This window comes from Vibrio sp. 10N.239.311.G01, from assembly GCF_041465805.1.
GTDB classification, from domain to species: domain Bacteria; phylum Pseudomonadota; class Gammaproteobacteria; order Enterobacterales; family Vibrionaceae; genus Vibrio; species Vibrio crassostreae_C.
In genome coordinates this window covers 1-12,042 of the sequence record NZ_JBFSRM010000049.1, presented here as the reverse complement: position 1 = coordinate 12,042, position 12,042 = coordinate 1, and the positions used below count along the sequence as shown (strand labels likewise).

General features: G+C 45.6%; 8 protein-coding genes. 2 read left to right on the top strand and 6 right to left on the bottom strand.

The window, feature by feature from the left end; translation table 11 throughout:
* Positions 1-205, bottom strand: a 205-nt coding sequence (locus AB6D06_RS21940; protein ID WP_372111843.1) for a hypothetical protein, incomplete at its 3' end; no start/stop codon positions are given.
* A gap of 171 nt (positions 206-376) precedes the next feature.
* Here AB6D06_RS21940 and AB6D06_RS21935 point away from each other — a divergent pair.
* Positions 377-634: a hypothetical protein gene (locus tag AB6D06_RS21935; RefSeq protein ID WP_017059275.1), complete on the top strand. Its 258-nt coding sequence runs from the start codon at positions 377-379 to the stop codon at positions 632-634.
* Positions 635-760: 126 nt separating this feature from the next.
* Here AB6D06_RS21935 and AB6D06_RS21930 read toward each other — a convergent pair whose 3' ends face one another.
* The 5 genes from AB6D06_RS21930 to AB6D06_RS21910 all read right to left on the bottom strand — a co-directional run bounded on the left by AB6D06_RS21930 (position 761) and on the right by AB6D06_RS21910 (position 8,298).
* Positions 761-1,291 carry a cupredoxin family protein gene (locus AB6D06_RS21930; protein ID WP_372101154.1) on the bottom strand — a complete coding sequence of 177 codons (531 nt, stop codon included), beginning with the start codon at positions 1,289-1,291 and terminating at the stop codon, positions 761-763.
* A 106-nt stretch (positions 1,292-1,397) separates the two neighbouring features.
* A complete protein-coding gene (locus AB6D06_RS21925; protein WP_372111839.1) occupies positions 1,398-4,541 on the bottom strand; it encodes an efflux RND transporter permease subunit in 3,144 nt (1,047 codons plus the stop codon).
* Positions 4,538-6,280, bottom strand: coding sequence for an efflux RND transporter periplasmic adaptor subunit (locus AB6D06_RS21920; protein WP_372101151.1), 1,743 nt, complete (start codon positions 6,278-6,280; stop codon positions 4,538-4,540). The genes AB6D06_RS21925 and AB6D06_RS21920 overlap by 4 nt, the downstream gene beginning before the upstream one ends.
* Before the next feature lie 11 nt (positions 6,281-6,291).
* Positions 6,292-7,734 (bottom strand): TolC family protein, encoded by a 1,443-nt coding sequence (locus AB6D06_RS21915; protein ID WP_372101174.1) that lies wholly within the window; start codon positions 7,732-7,734, stop codon positions 6,292-6,294.
* A gap of 99 nt (positions 7,735-7,833) precedes the next feature.
* On the bottom strand, positions 7,834-8,298 hold the full coding sequence (locus AB6D06_RS21910) for a hypothetical protein (RefSeq protein WP_371725610.1): 465 nt from the start codon (positions 8,296-8,298) through the stop codon (positions 7,834-7,836).
* A gap of 233 nt (positions 8,299-8,531) precedes the next feature.
* On the opposite strand from AB6D06_RS21910, the gene AB6D06_RS21905 reads away from it, so the two are divergent.
* The coding region (locus AB6D06_RS21905; protein ID WP_372111836.1) for a VCBS domain-containing protein at positions 8,532-12,042 on the top strand (3,511 nt) is incomplete at its 3' end.

Below are 12,042 nucleotides of genomic sequence, written 5' to 3'. Positions count from 1 at the left end.
ACCTCAGCCTTCCAAGCTGATGATGCGGGTTCGATTCCCGCTGCACGCTCCAACTTCTCCTTAAGCTCCATGACGTGCTTTCTTCCAGCGATACCCTATTCAAAAACTTTCTCCGTTCGATAAATCCATAGTCATTAAATCTATACTGATTTAACTTATTTTGTTTAAGCTTAGACTGACGAATCAACGCTAATTGACCAACCAAAGCTATTAACTCCTTAAATCGCTTCGTATTTCTGACACCTATCCAAATCACACATTGCAGTTCAGCTTTTAATGATTTTCAAAATTATTCCAATTTAATAATCTTGGTCAATATCTGCAAAAACAGTTGTGGTAATGTGCGCGCATTAGCAACAACCAAAAATAATTAAAAATGTTTAAAAGCAATGAGTTAACAATCAATATCGAAGCAATTAATGTCGCACTGTCAAAAGTTGAAAATGCCAATAAAATTCAGCTAGATACATTGAAAGGTTATGTGAACAGCGAACCTGAACAGGCTGTACTGGCTTTTCGATCGCTGAATGAAGCAGAGTCAATCGATGACAAGTTTAAAAAGATCATGGCAGAGCTACCGCACCTGAGCGGCGAGGCACACCACCTGCTTGAAACTTCTATCTTGCTACAGTGACTATAAATAAAGATAAGCCTCAGCGAATCCCTCACAGCAAAGCGCTTTAGGTATAAGTTAAGACTTATCTTTAATTTTCTAGCCCTCATTGAATTTCTAATTCAACAAAGCGCTATTGATTAACGTCTAAAGCGTTAACGACTTCACCATACCCGCTTCAGCGTGACCAGGGATATTGCACGCTAACTCTACGTTATTATCACCATGAAAATGCCAAAGCATCTGCTTCGCTTTGCCCGGCTTAACCGTGACTGTACTGCCCGAGTCATGAGCGTGATTACCCATTTTTTTCATCATTTCACGATGCTCTAGCTGCTCTGAGGCAGAACCAATCGAGAATTCGTGATCAATCTTGCCTGTATTCATCACAACAAACTGCACTACGTCATTTGGCTCTATATCGACCTTGTTTTTAAATGTGATTTTCATATCATCACTTAGCAGCACATGAACCACTTTATCGGGCTTCGCGCCTTGAGCTGGCATCCCAACTTCTGACATACCTTCCATGTCCATCATTCCATCCATATTCATCATCTTTGAATGGTCCATCTTTCCACTCTTCATCATCGAGTGGTCCATATTCGAATGGTCCATTTCAGCAAAAGCCGTTGCAGTAGTTAACGTCAGTGCAATCGCAATAAGTGTCTTTTTCATGATCGTTCCTTAGATTAATTCAGTTATTTATTTGTTAGTTTCACATGTTCATGTGGTACGCCCTTACTCACTCTGTTTTGGTAAGTAAGGGCTAATAATCAATACGTTATTTGTTTGTCTCGTTTTGGCTATGCGTAATCTCACGCTGTTTCCAGAGCTTAAAGATTGCAGGCAAAACCAGTAGGGTAAGCAACAGTGCCGACGCCATTCCGCCTATCATCGGCGCGGCAATTCGCTGCATCACTTCAGAGCCCGTTCCCTCGCCATACATAATTGGAATGAGGCCAATGATCACCGTAAGTACTGTCATCATCACTGGGCGAACACGCAGTCCTGCACCCTCACGAATCGCATCCGTTAAGTCTTCACTCTGAAGTGCTTGCTGGTTCTGCTCCGCATCCAATTTTTTGTAGTGCCATGCTTGGTTTAGGTAGACCAACATGATCACACCTATCTCAACAGCTACCCCGGCAAGGGCGATGAAGCCCACCCCCACTGCAATGGAGAAGTTGTAATTGAGGATATGCATTAGCCATAAACCACCAACCATCGCGAGTGGTAATGTCAGCATGATCATCATCACCTCACCGACACGGCGGAAACTGAGGTAGAGCAACAACATGATGATGGCGATGGTAATTGGCACAACGACACTTAAACGTTCTTTGGCGCGCTCCATGTATTCGTATTGACCAGACCATGCCAATGAATATCCAGCAGGCAAGACGATTTGATCTGTAACGACTTTTTGCGCCTCTGCCACATAAGAACCAAGGTCGCGACCTTCGATGTCAACGAACACCCAGCCATTAGGACGCGCGTTCTCCGTCTTAATCATTGGTGGCCCATCTTCATAGCGAATATCCGCGACATCAGACAAAGCAATTCGCGCTCCATTTGGTGTCACTAACGGCAGGTTCTGCAGCTTAACGACAGAATCACGATAGCTTTGTGGGTAACGGACATTGATTGGGTAACGCTCTAGCCCCTCAACGGTTTCGCCCACGTTCATGCCACCAACCGCAGTCGAAATAACCTGCTGAACCTCTTTGACGCTTAATCCGTAACGAGCAGCAGAGCAGCGCTTGATGTCTATCGTGACATAGCGACCACCAGCCACACGTTCGGCATACACAGAAGCCGTACCGCTAACACCATTTAAGATAGGTTCCAGCTGAGAGCCAATGTCCTCTATAACACTCAGATCTGGCCCTGCTATTTTGATTCCGATTGGCGTTTTGATACCGGTCGCTAACATGTCGATACGAGTTTTGATTGGCATAACCCACGCATTGGTTAAACCTGGGAACTGAATCAGATCATCAAACTCTTTACGCAGAGACTCCGTAGTGACACCGTCACGCCACTCATCTCGCGGTTTAAGCTGAATCACGGTTTCAATCATGGTTAACGGTGCAGGATCGGTTGCTGTCTCTGCTCGACCAATTTTGCCCCACGTGGTTTCGACTTCTGGAATGGTTTTAATGAGCTTGTTGGTTTGTTGCAACAACTCACGAGCCTTACCTATTGAGATGCCCGGATACGTGGTTGGCATGTACATCAAATCCCCTTCGTCCAAAGGAGGGATGAACTCACTACCAAGCTTACTGGTTGGGTAATAAGCAGACGCCATTAAGCCAAGTGCGATAACAATCATCACCTTTGGATATTTTAGGCTGAGGTTCAGAAGCGGTTTGTACATCGCCACTAGGCTGCGGTTGACTGGGTTTTTGTGTTCAGGCAACACGTTACCGCGAATGAAGTAACCCATTAGCACAGGCACAAGCGTGATAGCCAAACCCGCCGCTGCGGCCATCGTATACGTCTTGGTAAACGCAAGTGGCGAGAACATCTTGCCCTCTTGCCCTTCTAGCGCGAACACAGGCACAAAACTCAAGGTAATGATAATCAGAGAGAAGAACAGCGGCGCGCCAACTTCTTCTGCTGCCTTACCTATCACTTGCCAACGGTTTTTGTCAGTAAGCGGAGTCCGTTCAATGTGTTTATGAACGTTCTCAATCATCACTATGGCACCATCCACCATGGCGCCAATCGCAATCGCGATCCCGCCAAGAGACATAATGTTGGCGTTAATACCCTGCCAATGCATAACGATGAATGCGCCTAAGATACCGACAGGCAGACTTAGCGCGATAACCAGTGATGATCGGATATGGAACAAGAACAGCGCACACACGACGGCGACCACGATGAACTCTTCAGCCAGCTTCTTCCAAAGGTTTTCAACGGCTGAATCAATCAAAGTAGAACGGTCATAAGTTGCGACAATCTCGACACCATCAGGTAAACCAGCTTGCAGTTCAGCGAGCTTGGATTTCACCGAGTCGATCACTTCACTGGCATTTTCACCAAAGCGCATCACAATAACGCCGCCAACCGCTTCACCCTCACCATTGAGTTCAGAGATACCGCGACGCATTTGCGGGCCAAGATTAATGTCAGCAATGTCACCTAATAGCAACGGAGTACCTTTGTCGGTCACTTTTAGCGGCAGAGATTGAATGTCTTCAATGCTTGTCAGGTAACCGGTGGTACGAACCATATGTTCGGCTTCCGCAATCTCAACAACAGACGCTCCTGTTTCTTGATTACCATCTTGGATTGCCTTGTTGACTTGCTGAAGCGTTAGGTCGTAAACACGTAACTTGGCAGGATCAATCTGTACTTGGTACTGCTTCACCATGCCACCAACGGTCGCCACTTCAGACACGCCTTCTACAGTTTGCAATTCATACTTCAAGAACCAATCTTGCAAACTACGAAGTTCCGCTAAGTCGTGCTGACCTGTTTTATCTTGCAACACGTAGCTGTAAACCCAGCCCACACCGGTTGCATCGGGTCCTAGTGTTGGCTTGGCACTCGATGGCAAGTTAGGTGCAACTTGGCTTAAGTACTCCAACACTCGTGAACGTGCCCAGTACATATCGGTATCGTCATTGAAGATGATATAGACATAGGAATCACCAAAGAACGAGTAGCCACGAACTGTTTCAGCACCCGGTACAGCTAACATGGCGGTGGTCAATGGATAGGTCACCTGATCCTCGACCACCTGTGGGGCTTGACCCGGATAACTGGTTTTGATGATTACCTGAACATCTGACAAATCAGGAATGGCATCGACAGGTGTATTTTTAACACTGTATAAACCGCCAAATACGATGGCGACAGTGGCAACCAGCACTAAGAAACGGTTGCTAATAGACCAGCGAATGATTGCATTGATCATAGTTCGCCCTCACCCGTGCTATTCGTCGGTTCGAGAGATTTGAGCACATAATCAGAACCTTGCTTCGCTACTAGAAACCGAATGGTTTGACCCTCGGCAAACTCAGATAAATCAAGGTCATCACTGGCTTGGAAATTCATTTCACCCGCTTTCCAATTCCACTCAGGGACTGGCTGATGTTTTACGGTGATCATGCCAAAATCTGCCATCAACATAGTGATGTCACCTGTTACCCAAACTTCGCCAGCGATCTTGTGTTTGGTGACCTTGTAATCAACAACCTCGTACTGCCCTGACTCTGTCTTTCTCATCTCAAAATCAATCGCCTTACCACGTTGCACGTCACTCATGTCCAAGCCTTCCGCAAAGGTGAAATTCATCACCATGCCCGGCCAATCCCATTCAGGAACAGGCTGATGGTTAATCGTCACCATACGGCTGCCTTGCATAACGTCGGAAATTTCACCGTTCGCCCATACGGTTTCAGCTTCTTCCTCAACACCATTGATGCGTGACAGATCAGCAGATTGGCTCGATTCAGAATCCAACATGAAGTGAGCAGAAGTGACAATGTTTTCGCCTTGCTCTAGCCCTTGAAGCACCTCTATTTTTTCGCCAGCTTCACGACCAACCTCAATACGAGCAGAGCGATACTTGCCAGAACCTTCTGACATCACCACTCGAGTCATACCACCGGAGTGAATAACCGAAGATCTTGGGATAGTAAGAACGGCTTCATCACTGATGGGTTTCAGCGCAATATTGGCAAACATATTTGGCTTAAGCTCACCATTTGGATTGGAGAACTTCAAACGAACGCGCAGAGTTCGAGTTTTTGGGTCAAGGATTGGGTAAACGTAATCGACATTACCCAACCACTCTTTGCCGGGAATGGCATCTAGCGTCATCACTGCATTGCTGCCTGACGAGATCCAGTGCGCTTGACGCTCAAACACCTCTGCATCAACCCATACTTCGCCTAATGGACCCGCACTGATCACCGCTTGTGCAGGTGAAAGATAACCACCTTCTCGGATATTCAGGCTTGCGATGACACCATCGGCTGGCGCTTTGACTTCAATGGTTTGTGAGGCTTTGCCTTTGCGCGTAATAGAGCGGATTTGAGTCTTATCAACACCCAAGGTAATTAAGCGTTCAGTCGAGCCCTTGATCAAACCTTTACGACCCGTTTTATAAGCACTGATCAACTCTTCTTGTGCTTTAACAAGCTCTGGAGAATAGAGTGTGAAAAGCACATCACCTTTGTTTACCTTCTCACCCACAGCGTTGATGTAGAGCTTCTCAACCCAACCAGCTGCTCTTACGTTGGTTTGCCACAATGTACTTTCATCGAACGCCACATAACCCACGGTTTCAATCCGAGGAGACAGCGCTTCGAACTTAACTTTCGCTGTTTTGACACCTAGATTATTTTCTACCGACGAATCAATAAACACGGTTCCGGGCTTATCTTTTGCTCCGCCGTTCACATCGTCTGCATACACCGGGATAAGATCCATCCCCATTGGCGATTGACCTGGCTTATCACGCTGATAATTTGGGTCCATCGGAGCTACCCAATACAAAGGCTCATCGCTGGCCTGTTTACTTACATCTGCGCCTGTACTCGTTGCCATTGCTGACATGTCGTGTGCTGGATTAATCAGAAAATGGTTCACACCAAAACCCAATGCACCACCGACCAATAAAGCGATTGTTGCTACTTTTACTGAACTCATTGTCTATTCCCTTATTGATTGGCTGTGTGTTTAGTTGCGCTTGAATTGAGTTGTGGTTGGTTTACTTGGTATTCAAAGCCACTGACTAACGCCGCCAGTTTGCTGTTAACGATGTTGAGATCGGTGATCAAACGTTGTTGCTCTAACTTAAGCGCCAGCTCATCGGTCGTTGCTAAAATGACATCGTTAAACTGAGCGGTATTGTTTTGATAGCCCCTTTCAACCGCGCTGATTCGTGCTGCGGTTTGAGGAAGCAAGGACGTTTGATAGCGATCTAATCGCTGGATCAGATTTGATCTGTCCACCAGCAATGCATTCACTTGCGCGTTCATTTGGGAAAGTAAGGTGTCTTTTTGAGATTTAGCCGCACCAACTTGATACTGAGCAGCCGATAAGTTTTTATCTTGTCGATTCCCCGTAAACAGCGGGATGTCGACTGTCAGATAAGCACTCACCAGATCAGAAGCTGGTTCACCCGCCATGTTATTGGCTTGACGGTGTGCATACATCACTTCCACCCCAAATTGTGGGGTATAAGCTTGCTCGGCTAACTCAACCTGAGTTTGATTAGAGGAAATACCGACATCGGAGATCTTAACCAAAGGATGGTCAGTCAGTAGCTGGTAGTGCTTGGTTGAATCGATATTGGTCGCTAATTTGCTTTCCAACAATGACCAATCGATTTGGTTAGTTGCATTCAGTGTGCCCTGAGAATCAAGAACCTGAGAGCCTAGCCAATCAGAACCCAACCATTCAGAAAGCTGAGAGATTAAGCGGCGCTGAACCTGCTGGTTTGCCTGAAGTTTCTCATCAAGCTTGCTCACTTGGAGCTGAGCATTAAGCAGATCTTGCGCTTCGCTTTTACCAATCGAGTAATTGGTTTGTACATAGTTTTCAAGCTCAACCAACAAACGACGATTTTGACGAATCACCGACTCAGCCTTTTGCTGATAACCTAACTTAAGCCAAAGCTGCGTCATGCTATTCGCAACCGTCAATTCTCTTGCTTGCACCTGCAAAGCTAAAGCATCTGCCTGTTGGCCTGCCTTTTTTTGTTGAAGGTTAAGCGTATCGCCACGCTCAAACTGCTGCATCAACCCTACCGATATATTGGTCATCGGGTCTTCGTCGAATTGAAAACTATCGACAGGCAAACCGCCAAATCCAACTTTTAATTTAGGATCCATTAAGGTCGAGCTGGCAATGCCCGTTTCTCGCATCGCTTGAGACTGAGCAAAGTACTGTTTGCGATTTCCATCTTCGCTTAAAGCAATCTCAATCAGTGTATTGAGTTGCTGCGTCGAGCTTGCTTGGTCATGTGCTGAAATGTGTTGAGCATTTGAAGCTGACGCCGTGGTAGCCGCGAGCGTAGCACTTGAAAACAAGGCCATAGGCAAGGTAGCAGCAACCACTAAGCTCGTGTTCATGACAAACACAGAGGTTGTTGGTTTCATATTCACAATGAATGTCCATATCTAACGCTAATTAGCGCATAAAAAAGAATGGCTTATCAGATTTATCTAACTGATAGAGCTGTATTTTTAGATATAGATTTATGCGGAAGGTGGGCGTAGCAAAGATTGAGCGCGTGCGACTTTCTGGCCAATCGTGACCGATTGAAAACGAGCTAATGAAAAGGAAAGTTGATCAACGGCTTGAACAGCCTGAATTGGATAGGGACTTGCAGAACACATTGAGGCACAGCAATCGACACTCGAACAATGGTTACCCATCATCGAGCTACCGTCTTCGCTCATTGAAGACATATCGCATTGAGCCATCAAAGCATGGGCACTCATGTTAGAGTCTTCAGCGTGTACTTCTTCACTCATCACATGACACCCTGCCATTGACTCATTAACCGAAGTATCGCTGTGGTAACAAGCCGACTTGCTCGACCCCATTTCCATCATCATTACTTCAGTCATCAAGGCTGAGGAGCTTGAGGCATAGCTAGACATCAACATCGCAATGATGCTGAAAACAATAATCCAAGTTTTTCGGAATGTGTTTGTCATAGCTTACCTTTGAATTTACAACGCAACTATAAACGTTCCCCTTAGGGTAAGGTCAATGCCATTGTGCCGATATTTACCTGACCGTTGAAAAAGTATTCATCCTCTCTTTCATCAAAATGAGATAATTCTTCGACTTTGCAGTTTTTTCTTTAAAAATTATCCAATTAGCTAGCGAAACCTCTATCTGTGTATTTTACTTAAGATAGTGCAACCACGATTCACGGATGATAAAAATGGCTAACAAAAAAAACGTCGAAGCAAACAAGAAAAATACAGAAATCAAAAATAAGAAAAGTAACAAGCTAGAACAAAAGAAACCAACACAAAAAAAGAAGCGCAGACTGCATTCACATCTAAAAGTGAATATCCCACTTTTTCAGTCACTCATGATGATTTTGCCATCATTGGCTAAACACGCTGCTGCAGAAAGTATAGACAATTCCAGCGACGCTGCAGATCAAGTAACCGCAAATAACGTGACCGAAAAAGATGTCACCGATGACCATAGCAAGGCGGACTCATCAGCGGTTGCTCTCCAAGAAGCTCAGACGAGTGACAGCGACGTAAACTCCACCTTAAGTGCAAGTCATGCCGCCCATGGTTCGAGCTCTCACTTGGTTCCTTCTCATCATTTGTCGACGCTTTCTCACCCGCAAGTCCATTACATTCCTTCGGTATCGATGCCGACTATCTCCTCAGGGAGTAACGGTCAGCCGACTCATTCGAATGCGCCTACGACGCCCGCTTTACCCGTCACCTTTATGCCAGAAGTCATAAAAGGTACGTACGGAGAGCTTCATGTTGATGCAAATGGTCAATACACATTCGTATTGAATCCAAATTCTCCTCAATACATCCTGTTAAACCAGCACCAACCAGGTACTGATCATTTTGCGTTACATCTATCTAATGGCTCGAGCATCATTGTTCAGATACCGGTAACAGGTAAGCAAGACACGCCAAATATTTCTGGAGACTTAACAGGTGTGGTAACAGAAGATCACAATATTGATTCACAAGGCTTGTTACATGCGAACGGCAAAATCGATGTCATAGACCCTGACCAAAATGAAAGTTCGGTTACGCCGGAAGTTATCTCAGGTAAATATGGTTCATTAACTATCGATGCTGATGGACATTGGCAGTATCAAGTTGATAACTCGCTCTCTAATGTTCAAGCTTTAACCGCAGCCACTTCACTGCATGAAAGTTTCACAATTCACACCAAAGATGGCACACCGCAAACGATCGATATGACGATTGGCGGAAACGACGACAATGCCGTAATTACGGGTGTGGATGCTGGCACGTTAACTGAAGATTTAACGACACAAGTTCAAGGGCAGCTTTCGGTAACGGACTCTGATCTTGGAGAGGACCACTTTCAAGCCTCACAAGTGACTAGTAATTTCGGTACGCTAAGCATCACCAAAGACGGTGCGTGGACATACAGTTTAGACAACAATAACCCAGTAGTTCAAAGACTTGGCCAAGGTTCAACTGCGACAGACATCGTCACTGTTCACTCTGCCGATGGCACACCACATCAAGTCACTATTACCGTTAATGGCACTAATGATACTGCTGTTATTTCAGGTACAAATTCAGGGGCGGTAACTGAAGAGTCGCAACTGAAAACGTCTGGGACTCTGACTATTACAGATACCGATAAAGGCGAAGATCACTTCTCGAATACCGATATCGCAGGTCAATTAGGCACCCTACATCTTAAAGATAACGGTAATTGGACCTACGATTTAGATAACAAAAACACGGCAGTTCAAGCACTAGCGCAAGGTAAAACGGCGACGGACACTATCACCGTTCACTCTGCCGATGGCACGCCACATCAAGTTACTATTACCGTGAATGGCACTAACGACACTGCGGTGATTGCAGGCACTAACTCTGGTGCGGTAACTGAAGAGTCGCAATTACAAACGTCTGGGACTCTGACTATTACAGATACCGATAAAGGCGAAGATCACTTCTCGAATACAGACATTGTTGGTTCATTAGGTACCCTACATCTTAAAGATAACGGTGATTGGACCTACGATTTAGACAATCAAAATCCGACCGTGCAAGCGTTAGCGCAAGGCAAAACGGCAACCGACAGCATCACCGTTCACTCTGCCGATGGCACGCCACATCAAGTTACTATTACCATCAATGGCACTAATGACAGTGCGGTGATTGCAGGCACTAATACGGGTCAAGTGACTGAAGAAACGGTATTAACCACATTTGGCACATTAACTATTAGTGACACAGACACAGGTGAAGCCCACTTCTCTGATAGCGATATTGTTGGTCAATTAGGCACCCTACATCTTAAAGATAACGGTGATTGGACCTATGATTTAGATAATAACAATCCAACCGTGCAAGCGTTAGCCCAAGGTAAATCGGCGACGGACACTATCACCGTTCACTCTGCCGATGGCACACCACATCAAATCACTATTACCGTTAATGGCACTAATGATACTGCTGTGATTGCAGGCACCAATACCGGTGCGGTAACTGAAGAGTCTCAACTTCAAACAACGGGCTCATTAACTATTAGCGACACCGATACCAATGAAGCGCACTTCTCGAATACAGACATTGTTGGTTCATTAGGCACCCTACATCTTAAAGATAACGGTGATTGGACCTATGATTTAGACAATCAAAATCCGACCGTGCAAGCATTAGCGCAAGGCAAAAAGGCAACCGACACCATCACCGTTCACTCTGCCGATGGCACGCCACATCAAGTTACTATTACTGTAAATGGTACTAATGATACTGCTGTTATTGCAGGCACCAATACCGGTGCGGTAACTGAAGAGTCTCAACTTCAAACAACGGGCTCATTAACTATTAGCGACACCGATACCAATGAAGCGCACTTCTCGAATACAGACATTGTTGGTTCATTAGGCACCCTACATCTTAAAGATAACGGTGATTGGACCTATGATTTAGACAATCAAAATCCGACCGTGCAAGCATTAGCGCAAGGCAAAACGGCAACCGACACCATCACCGTTCACTCTGCCGATGGCACGCCACATCAAGTTACTATTACTGTAAATGGTACTAATGATACTGCTGTTATTGCAGGCACCAATACCGGTGCGGTAACTGAAGAGTCTCAACTGCAAACCTCGGGAACACTCACCATCACCGATACAGACAAAGGTGAAGCCCACTTCTCGAATACCGATATCGCAGGCCAATTAGGTACCCTACATCTTAAAGATAACGGTGATTGGACTTACGATTTAGATAACAAAAACCCAACGGTACAAGCATTAGGTCAAGGTAAAACCACCACCGATAGCATTACCGTGCATTCCGCGGATGGCACAACACATCAAATAATGGTGACCATAAATGGTAGCAACAATGTGGCCACTATTGCTGGCGTTGATACTGGTTCAATAACCGAGAATACCGCTGGCGTTAACATGTCTCCCGATTATGCCCAACCTGGCATAGCCACACTTGGCAATACAACACTCTATGCGGATGGTAAGCTGACCATTACAGACCCTGATACGGGTGAGTCTATTTTTGAAAAGCAAGGCAGCAATGGTTACGACTATCACGGTACCTATGGAGATCTGATTTTACAAAATGATGGTACATGGCATTATCACGCCGATGCCGGACATAGAGCCGCTATTGGTGGCGTAGCAACAACGCGTGGCACTGCAATTGACCAACTTGGTGAAGGGCAAAGCTTAACCGATA

Bases quoted from the DNA above. Each gene is read 5' to 3' on its own strand.
- AB6D06_RS21935 (WP_017059275.1), top strand. From the start codon at position 377: ATGTTTAAAAGCAATGAGTTAACAATCAATATCGAAGCAATTAATGTC.
- AB6D06_RS21930 (WP_372101154.1), bottom strand. From the start codon at position 1,291: ATGAAAAAGACACTTATTGCGATTGCACTGACGTTAACTACTGCAACG.
- AB6D06_RS21925 (WP_372111839.1), bottom strand. From the start codon at position 4,541: ATGATCAATGCAATCATTCGCTGGTCTATTAGCAACCGTTTCTTAGTG.
- AB6D06_RS21920 (WP_372101151.1), bottom strand. From the start codon at position 6,280: ATGAGTTCAGTAAAAGTAGCAACAATCGCTTTATTGGTCGGTGGTGCA.
- AB6D06_RS21915 (WP_372101174.1), bottom strand. From the start codon at position 7,734: ATGAAACCAACAACCTCTGTGTTTGTCATGAACACGAGCTTAGTGGTT.
- AB6D06_RS21910 (WP_371725610.1), bottom strand. From the start codon at position 8,298: ATGACAAACACATTCCGAAAAACTTGGATTATTGTTTTCAGCATCATT.